The sequence below is a fragment of the Maritimibacter harenae genome (genome assembly GCF_009882975.1).
Lineage (GTDB): Bacteria > Pseudomonadota > Alphaproteobacteria > Rhodobacterales > Rhodobacteraceae > Maritimibacter > Maritimibacter harenae.
The window spans coordinates 18,740-33,964 of sequence record NZ_WTUX01000019.1 but is presented as its reverse complement, the minus strand read 5'-3'; the positions used below and the strand labels follow the sequence as shown (position 1 = coordinate 33,964).

The window sequence follows — 15,225 nt, the reverse complement described above, 5'->3', positions numbered from 1 at the left end:
CCTTATCGGTGTTCGGTGCGCAATTTCTTCTCCAGCCACATCGAGTAGCGCGACATGGAGAAACACGAGAGGAAGAACAGGAGCGCGATGAAGCCGTAGAGCTCCCACACGATGCCGTTCCAGTTGGCGTCGGCCCGGATCGATCCGGTCAGCCCGATCGGATCGAGAAGCCCGATGATCGACACCAGCGTGGTGTCCTTGAAGAGGCCGATGAAGGTCGACACGATGCCGGGGATCGAGATCTTGAGCGCCTGCGGCAGGATCACCAGCCGCTGCGCCTTCCAGTAATCCAGCCCCAGCGCATCCGCCGCCTCGTACTGCCCGCGCGGCAGGGCGGCGAGCCCGCCCCGCACCACCTCGGCGATGTAGGCCGAGGCGAAGAGCGTCGCCATGATCATCACGCGCAGGATGATGTCGAAGTTGGTGCCCGGCGGCATGAAGATGTTGAGAAGCGTCGAGGCCACGAAGAGAAGCGTGATCAGCGGCACGCCCCGGATGAACTCGATGAAGCCGACGGACAGGTACTTCACGATCATCAGGTCGGACTGACGCCCCAGCGCCAGCACGACACCAAGGACGAGCGAGATGGCGATCGCCACCACGCCAATCCACACCGACAGCATGAAGCCCCCGAACAGGCGGCTCTCGACCAGCTCGATCCCGAGCGGGACGACGGACTGGATCGCGCCCGCAACCGGCCCCACGGCCAGAAGCCACCACAGGATCGGGACCAGCCCCGCGGCGATCACGCCCGCAAGGGTGCCCGCGGCGCGGGCAACGAAGCGAAACGCGACGAACCCCAGCGCGGGGCCCGCGGCCACCAGGAGCGGCGTCCAGATCGGCCCGCCCCACATGAGCCACGGGGCGAGGAACAGGTAGGCCCCGGTGAACCACAGCATCTTGCGCGGGAAGGCGTCGGTGAACAGGACCGGCGCCAGCGCCACGAAAAGCCCGACGAAGGTCAGGATCGGCCTCCAACGGAGTTCCTCGGGGTAGAAACCGAAGAGCAGCTGCTGCCAGCGCTCCGTGATGACACCGTAGCACGCGCCCCCGTGTTCCTTGCCCAGCTCTGCCACGATGTCGCGACATTCGCTGAGCGACCCGGCCCCCCAGGTGGGCGACCAGAGCCAGGGCACGATCGCCGCGAGGATCAGGTAGATCAGGACGACCGAAACGACCGTGAGGATCGAGTTGAACCAGCCGGAAAACAGGTTCTCGCGCAGCCAGCCGATCACCCCCACCTCGCTGGCCGGAGGCTCGCGTTCGGGGAGCATTTCCTTGCGGACATAGGAATAGTCGGCCATGTCAGCGCTCCTTCAGCTTCACGCTGTTGTTGTAGACGTTCATCCCGGCCGAGATCAGGAGCGAGATTCCGAGGTAGATGAGCATGGTCATCATCACCGCCTCGAGCTCGCGCCCGGTCTGGTTGAGGGTGATCCCCATCAGCGTGCCGGTCAGGTCCATGTAGCCCACGGCGATCGCGAGCGAGGAATTCTTGGTCAGGTTCAGGTACTGCGAGATGAGCGGCGGGATGATCACCCGGAGCGCCTGCGGCAGGATCACCAGCGACATGATCCGGCGGGGCCGGATGCCCAATGCCGCCGCGGCCTCGGTCTGTCCCTTGGAAATGGCAAGGATGCCGCCGCGCACGATCTCGGCGATGAAGGCGGCCGTGTAGAGCGAGAGCGCCAGCCACAATGCGATGAAGGAATTGCGCAGGTGCGTGCCGCCGCCGAAGTTGAAACCCCTGAGTTCGGGCTTGCCCAGGTAGAACCCCATCAGCCACAGCACGATCGCGGTGGGCACGATGATGACGCCGGCGCGCCAATACCACGTGGTCGGCCTGAGACCGGTCGCGTTCTGTATCCGGTCGGCCCGCGTCTTGATCAGGCCCGACACCATGATCCCCGCGATCAGCGTGGCAAGGATGACGATCAGTTCCAGGCTCACGTCGAAGCGGATCCAGCTGTCACCGAACAGGTGCACGTCGCCCAGCCCCTGCCGCCAGGACAGCGCGTTGCCTTCTTCGTCCACGCGGCCGAAGAGCGGCTCGGGTACGTAGATGCCCCGGTTGGTAAGCGCTACGCTGTCGCCCACGAGCATACTGGCCGACGGCTCGTCGCCGCGGAAGGCGCTGGGGGGTGGCAATGTTTCGATCAGGATCGCCATCGAGAAGACGATCCAGAGCAGGACAGGCACGTTGCGGAACATCTCGACGTAGACCGTCATCAGCCGCGCGACGAGCCAGTTGTTGGACAGGCGCAGGACGCCCACGATGACGCCGACGATCGTGGCGAGCACGCAACCCGCGACGGCCACGAGCAGCGTGTTGAGCAGACCGATGAGGCCCGCACGCGCATGCGTGTCGCGCGAATCGTAATCCAGAAGCCGCTGGTTGATGTCGTAGCCCGCCGGTTCACCCAGGAAGCCGAAGCCCACGGATTTGCCCAGCGTCGCGAGGTTCTGCGCCGTGTTGGAAACCAGCCATCCGATGAGCAGCAGGAACCCGATCAGCGCCACGATCTGGATCGTGGCCGAGCGGTAGCGGCTGTCGTAGATGAGCATGGACAGTCGGAAGGATCGGCCTTCCGGTTGCGTCACCGTCGTCATGAATTTTCCCTGTTGGCTCCGGCCGTCACCCCGGGCGGTTGGTCCGCCTCTGTGGCTTCGGGCATGCCGTGTGTCCCAAAGAAACGGGCGCGGGGATCAACCCGCGCCCGACTTGGTGTCTTACCGGAACGGCGGTGCGTAGAGCAGGCCGCCGTCGGTCCACTGTGCGTTCAGACCGCGCGCGAGCCCGATCGGCGTCGATTCCCCGATGTTCTTCTCGAAGATCTCGCCGTAGTTGCCTTCGGCCATGATCGCCCGCATCGCCCATTCGGCATCGAGGCCGAGCATTTCGCCCATGGTGCCCTCGGTGCCCAGGATACGGTTGATCTCCGGGTTGTCGGTGCCGTTGGCCAGTTCCTCGATGTTGGTCGAAGTGATGCCGAACTCTTCGGCCGCGATCAGCGCGTTGAGCGTCCAGCGCACGATATCGGCCCATTCGTCGTCGCCGTGGCGCACGAGCGGCCCGAGCGGCTCTTTCGAGATGATCTCGGGCAGGATCGCGTGATCGCCCGGATTCTCGAACGAAGCGCGGGTCGCGGCAAGGCCGGAGGCGTCCGTCGTGTAGGTGTCGCAGGCGCCGGCAAGGTACTGCTGCTGGGCTTCGGCGTTGGTTTCGATCGGCACCGGCTCGTAGCTGATGTTGTTGACGCGGAAGAAGTCCGCGAGGTTCAGCTCGGTGGTGGTGCCGGTCTGGATGCAGACGGTCGCGCCGTCCAGCTCCTTGGCCGAGCTCACGCCCAGCGCCTTGGGCACGATGAAGCCCTGGCCGTCATAGTAGTTCACGCCGAGGAAGGTGAACTTGAGGTCCACGTCGCGCGTCAGCGTCCACGTCGTGTTGCGCACGAGCAGGTCGACTTCGCCCGAGGCCAGCGCGGTGAAGCGCGTCTTCGGGGTGGTCGGCACGAATTCCACGGCCTCAGGGTCGCTCAGCACGGCCGCCGCAACGGCACGGCAGACGGCGACATCGAAGCCTTCCCAACGACCGTTCGCATCGGGGGCGGCGAAGCCGGTCAGCCCCGAGTTGACGCCGCATTTCAGAACACCCGCGTCCTGCACGGCCGCGAGCGTCGAGTCGGAATCGTCCATTTGCGCGAACGCGGCACCTGCGATGACGCCAGCCGTAGCAAGGGCGCCAACGAATACGGATTTTTTCATATTTACCTCTTCCTGTTGTGCGCCCACACGAAGACAGGCGCTTTTTGCCGGACGTTCTTTGCCGGTCGATGGTTCAGGACAGGGGGATACACCCCACCCGTGAGGATATTCTGGGCAATATGACGCAAGCCCGTCAAGCCTGACGCGGTTAGGGGCTGATCGCTAACCCCACGTAACACCTTGGGATTTGGTCAATCCGGCCGATTCCGGGGTCAGGAATCGTGATCGGCGAGTCGAAAAAACAGCGCCGCATCGAGAAATGCCTGCCTTTTCAGCGCCGCGTGTTCGGCCGCTTCCTCGTCCTCGCCCCATTGCTCGATCTGCCAGGTTTCATCGATCCGCGACAGGGCCCAGGCGTCCTCGGGCGACAACCGTCCGTGCTGAACGGCGAGCGCGATGACCAGCGATCCGGAGAGTGAGACGAGGTCGTGGAACGCGGCCAGCCGGAACGGGTCGAGCGTGTGGACGGCTTCGCGCAGCCGGGCGAGTGCCACGGCATCCTGCGGGGCGTGCATGATCCCCGTACGCGGTGCGATGCGCGCGCCATGGGTCTCTTCCAGCCAGTCGAGCAGCGGATCCCACGCCTCCGACTGGCGCGCGACAAGCTCGGCCGGGGTATCGGCGCGGTAGCACGTCAGGTCGCTGTCGCCGTAGGCCGCCAGGAGCTCGGCCACCTCGCCGTGCTGGACGCGGACCTTGTCGATGGCGGAATTGGCGGTGCGCGTCATCGGCATCGCCGACGGGTCGATCTGTTCGCCCTGGGCGTCCCATTCCGCGGCGCAGGCTTCGGCCAGCGCGCGCGTCGGCAGGACGAAGCGGGCCTTGGCGGGTGTGCGCACGGTGCGGGTGTCGAGGTAGACGGTGAACCCGTCATCGCACGCCTCCGCGCGCGTCTCTTTCCAGAACCGTTTCGGTGCCCAGTCGCTCATGTCTCGCTCCACAGCCTGTCGATGGTCGGAACGAGCGCGTCGACGGTGTCGATCACCGCGTCCGCCCCGGCCCGTTCGAGGTCGTCGGCGGCGTGATAGCCCCAAGTGACCCCGATGGTGAAGACCCCGGCGGCCCGCCCCGCCTGGATGTCGTACGCGGTGTCGCCCACGAAGACCGCGTGGCGCGGCGCGACGCCCGTCTCGCGCAGCGCGGCCAGCACCATCGCGGGATCGGGCTTCGACGGATGGTCGTCCGCGGTCTGCGTCGTGGCGAAGAGGCGCTCGAGCCCGTAGGTATCGATGATCCGCCGCATTCCCCGGCGCGACATGCCGGTGGCGGTGCCAAGGAGCACCTCGTCGCGCTCGGCCAGTTTTCGGACCACGTCGAGGATGCCGTCGTAGAACGGCGGCGCGCCCTCGCGGTCGCGGCCGGTCATGTAAGCGCGCCGGTAACTCTCGACTGCGCGCGCCTGAACCTCTTCGGGGTGATCGGCGAAGAGCCTGCGGACCGCCTCCACCAGCGACAGGCCGACGACGCTCAGCGTGTCGGCACGGGTGGGCAGCGGCAGGTCGGCCTCGTCCGCCGCGGCCTCCATCGCCGCCACGATCGCGTGCTGGCTGTCGATCAGGGTGCCGTCGACGTCGAACAGAACGAGCTTCAGGGGGCCCATTCGTCCTCCTCGAACGGATCGTCCGGCGCCTCGTTCGCGTTGAAGCCGAGCTGCTCCCACGTGCGTTTCATGTGCTCGGGCAGCTCGGCTTCGATGAAGATCGTCTGCCCGGTCACCGGATGCTCGATCTCGATCGAGCGGGCGTGAAGGTGCAGCTTCTTGGAAATCTCGCCGCCCAGCATCGCGCCCCAGCCGTCGCCCAGGTTCTCCTGCCCCGAGCCGCCATACTTGCCGTCACCCACGATAGGGTGGCCGAGCGCGGCCATGTGGGCGCGCAGCTGGTGGGTGCGCCCCGTGACGGGCACCAGCCCGACCCAGGCCGCACGCTGCGCCAGCGCCTCGATCACGACGTAGTCGGTTTCGGCGCGCTTCGCGCCCTCGGTCGCGCGCACTTCGTCGGGGTGGACACAGAGCATCTTCTCGCCCTCGCCACGCCCGCCGCCGGGGGCCTTCACGAGTCCCCATTTCACCACACCCATGCGCGGTGTCGGCACGCCTGCGACGACGGCCCAGTATATCTTGCGCGTGTCACGATGACGGAACGCGTCCGACAAGGACTTTGCCACCGCGCGTGTCCGCGCAAGCAGCAGGACACCGGAAGTGTCCTTGTCCAGCCGGTGCACCAGCCGCGGCTTTTCCTCGAGCCCGAATTTCAGCGCCTCGGCCAACCCGTCGACATGGCGGGTCTGTTTCGACCCGCCCTGCGTGGGCAGCCCCGGCGGCTTGTTCAGAGCGATGATGTGGTCGTCGCGGTAGATCACGCAGTCGCGGATCATCTGCGCGTCGCGTTCACTCACCGAGGGTTTCGGCGCAGGCGGCGCGTCGCCCGGGTCCGGCAGCGGCGGGATGCGCACTTCCTGCCCGGCCTCGACGCGGGTCGAGGCCTTCACCCGCCCGCCGTCGACGCGGATCTCGCCCTTGCGGCACATCTTCTCGATCCGGCCCTGGGGCACGTGCGGGAAGAGACGCTTGAACCAGCGGTCGAGGCGCTGGTCGCCGTCGCCCTCGGCAACCGTGACGGTCTGAACCCGGCTCATGACAGCACCGCCCGGGTGAGCATGGCACCCACCACCAGCGCGATCAGCGACAGCGCGACCGACGCGACGACGTAGAGACCCGCGGTCCCTGCCTGCCCGCGCTCGAACAGGACGAGCGTATCGAGCGAGAAGGCCGAGAAGGTCGTGAACCCGCCCAGCACGCCGGTCATCAGGAAGGGCGCATAGGCGTTGCCGCCTTTCCTGGCCAGCACCACGAAGAGCACGCCCATGAGAAGCGATCCCAGGACGTTCACGATCACCGTGCCCGCGGGAAATCCGTGGCCGAACGCACGCGTCGCCCCGACGTTGACGAGATAGCGCCCCGAGGCGCCGAGAGCGCCGCCTGCGGCGACCGAGAGTATTGTCCCAAACATGCCCCTGCTCTCTCCCTGACCGGCGCCAGAGTCAACCTTGCCGCTTCGCGCGCAACCCGGCGAAGAAGTCCGCGCGCTTCTTCAGCTCGCGTTCGAACCCGCGCTCGACGGGGACGTAGTAGACAGGCCGCTTCAGGTCGTCGGGGAAGTAGTCCTGACCGGAGAACCCGTCCTCGGCGTCGTGGTCGTACTGGTAGCCCGCGCCATACCCCTCGTCTTTCATGAGCCGGGTCGGCGCGTTCAGAATGTGCTTGGGCGGCGGCGCGGAGCCCGTTTCGCGCGCCTGCGCGCGCGCGGCCTTGTAGGCCACGTAGCCCGCGTTCGATTTCGGCGCGAGCGCGAGATAGATCACGGCCTGGGAGAGCGCGAGCTCTCCTTCCGGCGAGCCCAGGCGTTCGTAGGTCTCCCAGGCATCGACGCAGATCGCGTTGGCCTGCGGATCGGCCAGCCCGATGTCCTCCACCGCCATGCGGGTGAGCCGGCGCGCGAGGAACCGGGGATCCTCGCCCCCTTCAAGCATCCGCGCGAACCAGTAGAGCGCGGCATCCGGATCGGAGCCGCGGACGGATTTGTGGAGCGCCGAGATCAGGTTGTAGTGACCATCGCCCGACTTGTCGTACTGCGCGGCGCGGCGCATGAGCCGGGTGGAAAGCGCATCGCGGTCGAGTTTGCCGTCGACCTGCCATGCCATCACCTGTTCGATCAGGTTGAGAAGCGCGCGGCCATCGCCATCGGCCATCTCGATCAGGGCGTCGCGCGCATCTCCGGTGAGCGGCAGGGGTCGGTCGAGCTCTCGCTCGGCCCGTTGCGCCAGCCGCTCCAGGTCGGTCGCGTCGAGCCGTTTCAGGGTGATGACCTGCGCCCGGCTCAGGACAGCCGCGTTCAGCTCGAAGGACGGGTTCTCGGTCGTGGCCCCCACGAGCAGGATCGTCCCGTCCTCCATGTGGGGCAGGAACCCATCCTGCTGGGCCTTGTTGAAACGGTGAATCTCGTCGACGAAAAGCAGGGTGCCCTTGCCGTTCTGCCGGCGCATCTTGGCCGCCTCGAAGACCTTGCGCAGCTCCGGCACGCCGGTGAAGATCGCGCTGATCTGCACGAAATGAAGGTCCGTCTCGTCCGCCAGCAGGCGCGCGATGGTGGTCTTGCCCACCCCGGGCGGACCCCAGAGGATGAGGGAGCCCAGCGAACCGGAGGCCAGCATCGTGCCGAGCGGCCCGTCGGGGCCCAGGACGGCCTCCTGACCGATCACGTCGGACAGGGTGGCCGGGCGCAGCCGGTCGGCCAGGGGGCGCGGCCCGCCGCCCTTCGCCTCAGGCGTCACGCTGTCGAACAAATCGGTCATGCCCCCAATTTAGGGTCCGCGCGCGGGCTCCGCCAGCACCCCCGGTGCCGGACGCAGGGCCGACCTGGCCAACCGCCCCGGCAATAACAATTTCGCCATGTATACCGGTGACTTTTTGACAACCCTAGATTGTATTGCCAATATGGACAAAACGGCAGACAACGGGGAACGCTGCATTGAAGAAAGACGACGACCTGGTTGCCTGGCTGAACGCGCTGGATGATCAACAGCGCCGCACGCTCGCGCGCCATCTCGACATGACACAGGATGAGTCCGGCGACGACGAGACGCGGACGAACCTGATCGAAGCCGCCTTGGCCATGTTGAAATCCGACCCTGTCGGGAACCCGCCGCGCGTGAACTGACCCGGTCTCGCGCTGGTTTCGAATGAAAAAGCCCCGCCGGGCGCATCGCCGGGCGGGGCTTCGTGTCGATGGGCACCCTTGGGTACCTCTATCGCTTATTCCTCGGCGAAGGCCGCCTCTTCCTCGGCCGCCACGCGGGCCTTGTCGGCCGCGCCCTTGGCGTCGACGTCGCGGTCGACGAACTCGATGATCGCCATCGGGGCCATGTCGCCGGTGCGGAAGCCAGCCTTCAGAACGCGGACGTAGCCGCCCTTGCGCTCCGCATAGCGGGGGCCGAGCACGTCGAAGAGCTTCGCGACATAGGCGTCCTGCTTGAGCTGGCTCGCGGCCTGGCGGCGGGCGTGCAGGTCACCGCGCTTGGCGAGGGTGACGAGCTTCTCGATCACCCGGCGCAGTTCCTTGGCCTTGGGCAGGGTCGTCTTGATCTGTTCGTGCTCGATGAGCGAGCCTGCCATGTTCGCGAACATCGCCTTGCGGTGTTCGTGGGTCCGGTTCAGGCGGCGGTAACCACGTGCGTGACGCATTTTGTGTCTCCTATCTCAGGTTTTGCTTTGTCCGGCGACCATGCGTTTCGGCCGCTCTCCTTGGGGCATCATCGCCCTGCTGTTCCCCGGCATTCCGGGCATTTGCGAGGGGGTGGGCTCTCACCCACCCCGATCTCAGAACTGGTCTTCGAACTTCTTGGCGAGATCCTCGATGTTCTCCGGCGGCCATTCCTCGACATCCATGCCGAGGTGCAGACCCATGCCCGAGAGCACTTCCTTGATCTCGTTCAGCGACTTGCGGCCGAAGTTCGGGGTGCGCAGCATCTCGGCTTCGGTCTTCTGGATCAGGTCGCCGATGTAGACGATGTTGTCGTTCTTCAGGCAGTTGGCCGAACGCACCGAAAGCTCGAGCTCGTCGACCTTCTTGAGAAGCAGCGGGTTGAATTCCAGCCCGTCGTCCTCGTCCTGGCGGCCCGCCGATTCCGGCTCTTCGAAGTTCACGAAGATCGACAGCTGGTCCTGGATGATCCGCGCGGCGAAGGCCACGGCATCGTCCGGGGTGATGGAGCCGTCGGTTTCCACCTTCAGCGTCAGCTTGTCGTAGTCGAGCACCTGGCCCTCACGGGTCGGCTGCACGTCGTAGGACACCTTCTTGACCGGCGAATAGATCGCGTCGACCGGGATCAGGCCGATCGGCGCATCTTCCGGCTTGTTCTTGTCGGCAGAGACATAGCCCTTGCCGGTGTTGACGGTCAGTTCCATGAACAGGTCGGCGCCGTCGTCGAGGTGGCAGATCACGTGATCCTTGTTCAGGATCTCGATGCCCGCGCTTTCCGAGATGTCGCCGGCGGTCACGACCATCGGACCCTTGGCGGAGATCGACAGGCGCTTGGGCCCTTCGACTTCCATGCGGATCGCGACGCCCTTGAGGTTCAGGACGATGTCGGTCACGTCTTCACGCACACCGGCCACCGACGAGAATTCGTGCAGCACGTTGTCGATCTGGACGCTGGTGATGGCCGCGCCTTGCAGCGACGACAGCAGAACGCGGCGCAGCGCGTTGCCCAGCGTCAGGCCGAAGCCACGCTCAAGCGGCTCGGCCACGACGGTGGCCTGGCGCGACGGGTCATTGCCCGGCTTCACGTCAAGCTGCGTCGGCTTGATCAATTCGGCCCAATTTTTGTGGATCATGCGTCCCTCCATTCCTGTTCTGCCTCCATGTCCAAAAGGCAGAACGCCCGAGGTTCAAAAATGACGTACTCGGGCCAGGGTATTCCCCGGCCCGAGCGAATAACGTGCTGTATCAGACGCGGCGGCGCTTCGGCGGACGGCAGCCGTTGTGCGCGATCGGCGTCACGTCACGGATCGACGTGATGTTGAAGCCGACGGCAGCCAGCGCGCGCAGCGCGGATTCACGGCCCGAACCGGGGCCCTGCACTTCGACTTCCAGCGTGCGAACACCGTGCTCCTGCGCCTTCTTGCCGGCGTCTTCCGCGGCCATCTGGGCGGCGTAGGGGGTCGACTTGCGCGAGCCCTTGAAGCCCATGGTGCCGGCGGACGACCAGGAGATCGCGTTGCCCTGCACGTCCGAGATCAGGATCTTGGTGTTGTTGAACGAGCTGTTCACATGCGCCACGCCAGCGGCGATGTTCTTGGAGACCTTCTTCTTGCCTCCGCGACGGGTATCACGTGCCATTGGTCAGACCTCCCTTATTTCTTCTTGCCAGCGATGGGTTTCGCCGGGCCTTTGCGCGTGCGCGCATTGGTGTGCGTGCGCTGACCGCGCACGGGGAGGTTGCGACGATGGCGCAGGCCGCGGTAGCAGCCCAGGTCCATCAGGCGCTTGACGTTCATCTGCACTTCGCGGCGCAGGTCGCCTTCGACCGTGAAGTTCGCGTCGATGTGTTCGCGGATGGCGAGCACTTCGGCGTCGGACAGTTCGTTGACCCGGCGGGTCTGGTCGATGTTCGTCGCCTCGCAGATGTCCTTGGCCGACGAATGGCCAATTCCGGTGATGTAGGTGAGGGCGATCGGGACGCGTTTGTGCGTCGGGATGTTCACGCCGGCAATACGTGCCAAGGTCTATATCCTTTCGTTGCGGACCCGTAGCGCCAGGTCCTTTTTTCACAACGTAAGCCCGCCGGGGTCATCCCTGCGGGCCGCAGCTGAATCTCTGGTCTGGTGGCTGTCGAGGTGCGACCCCGTGCTACCGATTCCCGTATCGGGATGCGGTGCTTTACGAGGGATTCTCCGCCACGTCAAGGGCCGGGGCAAGCATGCGGGTTCATTGGAGAATTGCACCGCCGGAGAGGGCCGCCCTGCCCCGCTGTCGAAAAGACAGGGCCCGGCGCAAAGGGATGCGCCGGGCCCTACAAATCCGTGCCGGTCAGGTCAGCCCAGAACGGCGTTGATTTCTTTCGCGACCGCGTCGATCTCGCCCAGCCCGTCCACGGTGCTGAGGTCGCCCTTGGCGTAATAGTAGCCGATGAGCGGCGAGGTCTTCTTGTAGTATTCCATCAGGCGGGTGCGCAGGCTTTCCTCGTTGTCGTCGGCCCGGCGCTTGAACTCGGTCCCGCCACAGTTGGTGCACTTGCCGTCTTCGGGGATCGGCTTGGTGATGTCGTTGTAGACCTCACCGCAGTTGGCGCAGGTCGAGCGCGCGGTGATGCGCTCCACCAGCGCGTCGTCGTCGACCTTCATCTCGATCACGGCATCCAGTTGCGCGCCGTGCTTCTTGAGCAGGTCACCCAGCGCGTCGGCCTGGCCCAGCGTGCGCGGAAAGCCGTCGAAGATGAACCCGCCGGCATTGTCGCCCTCGAGCTTCTCCTCGATCAGGCCGATGACGATCTCGTCGGTCACGAGCTCGCCGGCGTCCATGATCGCGGCAACCTTGTTGCCCATCTCGGTCCCCGAGGAACGCGCCTCGCGCAGCATGTCGCCCGTCGACAGCTGGATCATGTTGCGTTCTTCCACGAGTTTTCGCGCCTGGGTGCCCTTGCCGGCTCCAGGCGGTCCAAGAAGAATGATATTCATCGTCTGGCTGGTCCCTTCCGTCCCTTTTTCGCAGCGCTCCCACCGCGCTTGCCGCGCAGCTGCGATTTCTCGATCAGGCCTTCGTATTGGTGTGCAAGCAGGTGGCTCTGGACCTGCTGGATCGTGTCCATTGTCACGGACACGATGATGAGGATCGACGTACCGCCGAAGTAGAACGGCACCGCGAGTTGGGCGCGCAGAATCTCGGGCAGGAGGGCGACGGCCGCTAGGTAGAGCGAGCCGAGCACCAGGATGCGCGTCACCACGTAGTCGAGGTATTCGGCGGTCCGCTTGCCCGGGCGGATGCCCGGCACGAAGCCGTTCTGGTTCTTCAGGTTGTCGGCCACGTCGTCCGTCTTGAACGCCACTTCCTTGGTGTAGAAGAAGGTGAAGAAGATGATCATGACCGCGAAGAACAGCAGGTAGAGCGGCTGACCCGGACCGAAGTAGGCAAGGATCGTCGACATGACCGGCCCGGTCGAACCGTTCGTGCTGAACGTCTGGAGCGTCGTGGGCAGCAGCAGCAGCGCCGAGGCGAAGATCGCCGGGATGACGCCGGCCGGGTTGACCTTGATCGGCAGGTGGCTGGTGCCGCCGTCGTACATCTTCATCCCGACCTGGCGGCGCGGATACTGGATGTGGATCTTGCGCAGCGCGCGTTCCATGAACACCACGAAGCCGATCACGGCGACGAACATGACGATCACGCCGATGATCACGACCGGGCTGACGGCGCCCGAGCGGCCCTGGCTGAAGAACTGGGCGAAGGCGGCCGGAAGCTCGGCCACGATGCCCACGAAGATGATGAGCGAGATACCGTTGCCGATGCCGCGCGCGGTGATCTGTTCACCGAGCCACATCAGGAACATGGTGCCGCCGACCAGCGTTACGACGGCCGAGGCCACGAAGTAGGGGCCCGGTGTCGACACGAGGTCGCCCGCCTGGAGGCTGTTGGCGAGCGCGAAGGCCTGCCCGGTCGCAAGCGCCACGGTGCCGTAGCGCGTGTACTGGTTGATCTTCTTGCGTCCCTGCTCGCCCTCTTTCTTGAGCTGCTTGAGCGGCTCCCACATGGAGGCCAGGAGCTGCACGATGATCGAGGCCGAGATGTAGGGCATGATGCCCAGGGCGAACACGCCCATCCGCCCCAGCGCGCCGCCGGTGAACATCGACAGGATGCCGCCGATGCCGCTGGCCGCCTGCTCCATGAAATCGCGAAGCGCGCCCGCATCGATCCCCGGCACCGGGATGTAGGTCCCGATCCGGTAGATGATCAGAAGGCCGATCGTGTAGAAAATCCGTTGGCGAAGTTCGGTCGCCTTTCCCAGCGTGCCCCACGAAAGGTTGGCCGCCATTTGTTCCGCTGCAGATGCCATAAGGCCCCCTGTTCAGAGAAACGCCGCCGAACCGTTCCCCGGCTTCGGCGGCGCTAAGGTCCGACGCTTATCTAAGGCGCAAGGCTGCGCCGAACAAGCGTTACTCCGCCGCGGCCGCCGTGGTCAGCTTGCCGCCGGCCTTTTCGACCGCTTCGATGGCCGACTTGGAGGCGCCGGTCACGGTGATGTTCGCCTTGGCCGAGAAGTCGCCCTTGGCGAGAACGCGGACACCGTCGAGCTTGCGGCGCACGACGCCGGCTTCGACCAGCGCGTCCTCGGTGATGTCACCGGACAGCTTCTTGGCATCGATGAATTTCTGGATGATGCCCAGGTTCACGACAGCGTACTTCTTGCGGTTCGGCTTGTTGAAGCCACGCTTGGGAAGACGCTGGTAGAGGGGCATCTGGCCGCCTTCGTAGCCGGCGATGGCCACACCGGAACGCGACTTCTGGCCTTTGATACCACGGCCGGCGGTCTTGCCCTTGCCGGAACCGGGGCCACGGCCCACGCGCATACGTTTCTTGGCGGCACCGGGATTGTCCCGGAGTTCATTGAGTTTCATATCGCTTCTCCTGTGCCGGATGTGACCCCCGAAGCGAAATCGGGCCAACCACGGCGTGTCTTGATGTGAGTCGTGACCCATCGCGGGCCACCGGGCGCGTATAGACGGTCCCTCAACATGAAACAAGCCCCGGCCGGGAGCCGGGGCTTGGAGCGGCATCGTGTCGCGCGCCCCGATGGTCAGCGGGATACGCGACGCTCAGGCGGTGCGCTGTGCACCCGGGAGGGGGTGGGCGTCAGCCCAGCTCGCCTTCGCCGTACCAGCCGCCCATTTTCACTTCGGTGGCGTCGCCGACCATTTCGGCGAACTCGGCGGGGTCCTGGGTGCCGCCGTCGCGCCCGCGGTAGTGGTACGGGTAGACGTAGGCGGGCCCGAACTCCTCGACCGCGCTCGCGGCCGCGCTCGCGTCCATCGTGAAGGGCAGGTTCATGCAGATGAAGGCAAGGTCGATGTTCTCGAGCGCCCGCATCTCCGGGATGTCCTCGGTGTCGCCCGAGATGTAGACCCGGAAGCCGTCGAAGCTCAGCACGTAACCGTTGTCGCGGCCCTCGGGGTGGAAATTCTGCCGACCCTCGGTCGTGTTGTAGGCCGGGATCGCGTCGATCGTGAGGCCGTTCCAATCCATGCTGTCGCCATTGGCCATCGACACCGCGCCGTCCGATATCTCGGCGGGCAGCATGCCGTTCACGGCCGGGTTGGTGACGAGCGACGTCTCCCCACCGATGAGCGCGGTGAGCACCTCGGCGTTGTAGTGGTCGCCGTGCTCGTGCGTGATGAGGATCAGGTCGGGGGCCGGGAAATCGGAATAGTCTTCGGCGGCGCCGACCGGGTCGACGTAGATCACACCCTTGGGCGTCTCCATCACGAAGGAGGCGTGAGAGACGGGGTGCACGATGATGTCGCCCGCATCCGTCTGGAACATGTTGGAGCTGTGCGCTGCGGCCATGCCGGCATAGGGCAGGATCGTGACCGCGCCTGCGCTCGCGGCGGCGGTGGCGAGGAACGTGCGGCGTGTCGTTTTCATGATGTCTCTCCCTGTTTCGCATAATCAGGAAGACTACGCGCGAGTTGACGCAAGGTTCAGTCACAAGGGGCCAGAGAGATCACGATGGGGTGAGGGTCCGCCCGGACGGGAGGCGCGCGCCGGGGCCGAGGGCGCAGCTTTCAACGCGCGAGCGGGGTCGCAGGCGACAAGCCGGCACACGTAAAACACCCCGGCCATTTCTGACCGGGGTGCCAATTCTGTCAACCGTGGTGGGTTTCACCCACCCAACGTGGGCCGGGCTTCA

General features: G+C 65.6%; 17 protein-coding genes. 1 reads left to right on the top strand and 16 read right to left on the bottom strand.

Annotated elements, in window-relative coordinates; all coding sequences use genetic code 11:
- Window positions 1-2: 2 nt before the first annotated feature.
- The 8 genes from GQE99_RS14895 to GQE99_RS14860 all read right to left on the bottom strand — a co-directional run bounded on the left by GQE99_RS14895 (window position 3) and on the right by GQE99_RS14860 (window position 8,118).
- Window positions 3-1,304 carry an amino acid ABC transporter permease gene (locus GQE99_RS14895; protein ID WP_161352437.1) on the bottom strand — a complete coding sequence of 434 codons (1,302 nt, stop codon included), beginning with the start codon at window positions 1,302-1,304 and terminating at the stop codon, window positions 3-5.
- A 1-nt stretch (window position 1,305) separates the two neighbouring features.
- On the bottom strand, window positions 1,306-2,610 hold the full coding sequence (locus GQE99_RS14890) for an amino acid ABC transporter permease (RefSeq protein WP_161352436.1): 1,305 nt from the start codon (window positions 2,608-2,610) through the stop codon (window positions 1,306-1,308).
- A gap of 120 nt (window positions 2,611-2,730) precedes the next feature.
- On the bottom strand, window positions 2,731-3,765 hold the full coding sequence (locus GQE99_RS14885) for an amino acid ABC transporter substrate-binding protein (protein ID WP_161352435.1): 1,035 nt from the start codon (window positions 3,763-3,765) through the stop codon (window positions 2,731-2,733).
- Window positions 3,766-3,977: 212 nt separating this feature from the next.
- Entirely contained in the window at window positions 3,978-4,694 is a 717-nt protein-coding gene (locus tag GQE99_RS14880) for an ATP12 family chaperone protein (RefSeq protein ID WP_161352434.1), read from the bottom strand.
- Complete coding sequence (locus tag GQE99_RS14875) at window positions 4,691-5,365, bottom strand: HAD-IA family hydrolase (RefSeq protein ID WP_161352433.1); 675 nt, start codon at window positions 5,363-5,365, stop codon at window positions 4,691-4,693. The genes GQE99_RS14880 and GQE99_RS14875 overlap by 4 nt, the downstream gene beginning before the upstream one ends.
- Entirely contained in the window at window positions 5,353-6,402 is a 1,050-nt protein-coding gene (locus tag GQE99_RS14870) for an RluA family pseudouridine synthase (protein WP_161352432.1), read from the bottom strand. Before GQE99_RS14870 ends, GQE99_RS14875 begins: the two co-directional genes overlap by 13 nt.
- The gene (crcB, locus tag GQE99_RS14865; protein ID WP_161352431.1) at window positions 6,399-6,776 is read right to left on the bottom strand and encodes a fluoride efflux transporter CrcB; all 378 of its coding nucleotides are present in this window, start codon (window positions 6,774-6,776) and stop codon (window positions 6,399-6,401) included. Before crcB ends, GQE99_RS14870 begins: the two co-directional genes overlap by 4 nt.
- Before the next feature lie 31 nt (window positions 6,777-6,807).
- Window positions 6,808-8,118 carry a replication-associated recombination protein A gene (locus GQE99_RS14860; protein ID WP_161352430.1) on the bottom strand — a complete coding sequence of 437 codons (1,311 nt, stop codon included), beginning with the start codon at window positions 8,116-8,118 and terminating at the stop codon, window positions 6,808-6,810.
- Window positions 8,119-8,294: 176 nt separating this feature from the next.
- Here GQE99_RS14860 and GQE99_RS14855 point away from each other — a divergent pair, with 176 nt between their 5' ends.
- Complete coding sequence (locus GQE99_RS14855; protein ID WP_161352429.1) at window positions 8,295-8,483, top strand: hypothetical protein; 189 nt, start codon at window positions 8,295-8,297, stop codon at window positions 8,481-8,483.
- A gap of 95 nt (window positions 8,484-8,578) precedes the next feature.
- On the opposite strand, the gene rplQ is transcribed toward GQE99_RS14855, so the two are convergent.
- The 8 genes from rplQ to GQE99_RS14815 form a co-directional block, all read right to left on the bottom strand.
- Window positions 8,579-9,007 (bottom strand): 50S ribosomal protein L17, encoded by a 429-nt coding sequence (gene rplQ, locus GQE99_RS14850; protein WP_161352428.1) that lies wholly within the window; start codon window positions 9,005-9,007, stop codon window positions 8,579-8,581.
- Between the two features lie 135 nt (window positions 9,008-9,142).
- Window positions 9,143-10,159 (bottom strand): DNA-directed RNA polymerase subunit alpha, encoded by a 1,017-nt coding sequence (locus tag GQE99_RS14845; protein ID WP_161352427.1) that lies wholly within the window; start codon window positions 10,157-10,159, stop codon window positions 9,143-9,145.
- Between the two features lie 112 nt (window positions 10,160-10,271).
- On the bottom strand, window positions 10,272-10,664 hold the full coding sequence (gene rpsK, locus GQE99_RS14840; RefSeq protein WP_161352426.1) for a 30S ribosomal protein S11: 393 nt from the start codon (window positions 10,662-10,664) through the stop codon (window positions 10,272-10,274).
- 14 nt (window positions 10,665-10,678) lie between these two features.
- Window positions 10,679-11,047: a 30S ribosomal protein S13 gene (gene rpsM, locus GQE99_RS14835; protein WP_161352425.1), complete on the bottom strand. Its 369-nt coding sequence runs from the start codon at window positions 11,045-11,047 to the stop codon at window positions 10,679-10,681.
- A gap of 312 nt (window positions 11,048-11,359) precedes the next feature.
- A complete protein-coding gene (locus tag GQE99_RS14830; RefSeq protein WP_161352424.1) occupies window positions 11,360-12,001 on the bottom strand; it encodes an adenylate kinase in 642 nt (213 codons plus the stop codon).
- Window positions 11,998-13,374, bottom strand: a complete 1,377-nt coding sequence (gene secY / locus GQE99_RS14825; RefSeq protein ID WP_161352423.1) for a preprotein translocase subunit SecY — start codon at window positions 13,372-13,374, stop codon at window positions 11,998-12,000. Before secY ends, GQE99_RS14830 begins: the two co-directional genes overlap by 4 nt.
- Before the next feature lie 100 nt (window positions 13,375-13,474).
- On the bottom strand, window positions 13,475-13,936 hold the full coding sequence (gene rplO, locus GQE99_RS14820; RefSeq protein WP_161352422.1) for a 50S ribosomal protein L15: 462 nt from the start codon (window positions 13,934-13,936) through the stop codon (window positions 13,475-13,477).
- Between the two features lie 235 nt (window positions 13,937-14,171).
- Window positions 14,172-14,960: an MBL fold metallo-hydrolase gene (locus tag GQE99_RS14815; RefSeq protein WP_161352421.1), complete on the bottom strand. Its 789-nt coding sequence runs from the start codon at window positions 14,958-14,960 to the stop codon at window positions 14,172-14,174.
- Between the last annotated feature and the right edge of the window lie 265 nt (window positions 14,961-15,225).

Excerpts from the sequence above, each read along its gene's own strand:
- rplQ (WP_161352428.1), bottom strand. The coding sequence starts at position 9,007 with ATGCGTCACGCACGTGGTTACCGCCGCCTGAACCGGACCCACGAACAC.
- GQE99_RS14890 (WP_161352436.1), bottom strand. The coding sequence starts at position 2,610 with ATGACGACGGTGACGCAACCGGAAGGCCGATCCTTCCGACTGTCCATG.
- GQE99_RS14880 (WP_161352434.1), bottom strand. The coding sequence starts at position 4,694 with ATGAGCGACTGGGCACCGAAACGGTTCTGGAAAGAGACGCGCGCGGAG.
- rplO (WP_161352422.1), bottom strand. The coding sequence starts at position 13,936 with ATGAAACTCAATGAACTCCGGGACAATCCCGGTGCCGCCAAGAAACGT.
- GQE99_RS14885 (WP_161352435.1), bottom strand. The coding sequence starts at position 3,765 with ATGAAAAAATCCGTATTCGTTGGCGCCCTTGCTACGGCTGGCGTCATC.
- GQE99_RS14895 (WP_161352437.1), bottom strand. The coding sequence starts at position 1,304 with ATGGCCGACTATTCCTATGTCCGCAAGGAAATGCTCCCCGAACGCGAG.
- rpsK (WP_161352426.1), bottom strand. The coding sequence starts at position 10,664 with ATGGCACGTGATACCCGTCGCGGAGGCAAGAAGAAGGTCTCCAAGAAC.
- GQE99_RS14845 (WP_161352427.1), bottom strand. The coding sequence starts at position 10,159 with ATGATCCACAAAAATTGGGCCGAATTGATCAAGCCGACGCAGCTTGAC.
- GQE99_RS14815 (WP_161352421.1), bottom strand. The coding sequence starts at position 14,960 with ATGAAAACGACACGCCGCACGTTCCTCGCCACCGCCGCCGCGAGCGCA.
- crcB (WP_161352431.1), bottom strand. The coding sequence starts at position 6,776 with ATGTTTGGGACAATACTCTCGGTCGCCGCAGGCGGCGCTCTCGGCGCC.
- GQE99_RS14860 (WP_161352430.1), bottom strand. The coding sequence starts at position 8,118 with ATGACCGATTTGTTCGACAGCGTGACGCCTGAGGCGAAGGGCGGCGGG.
- GQE99_RS14870 (WP_161352432.1), bottom strand. The coding sequence starts at position 6,402 with ATGAGCCGGGTTCAGACCGTCACGGTTGCCGAGGGCGACGGCGACCAG.
- GQE99_RS14830 (WP_161352424.1), bottom strand. The coding sequence starts at position 12,001 with ATGAATATCATTCTTCTTGGACCGCCTGGAGCCGGCAAGGGCACCCAG.
- GQE99_RS14875 (WP_161352433.1), bottom strand. The coding sequence starts at position 5,365 with ATGGGCCCCCTGAAGCTCGTTCTGTTCGACGTCGACGGCACCCTGATC.
- secY (WP_161352423.1), bottom strand. The coding sequence starts at position 13,374 with ATGGCATCTGCAGCGGAACAAATGGCGGCCAACCTTTCGTGGGGCACG.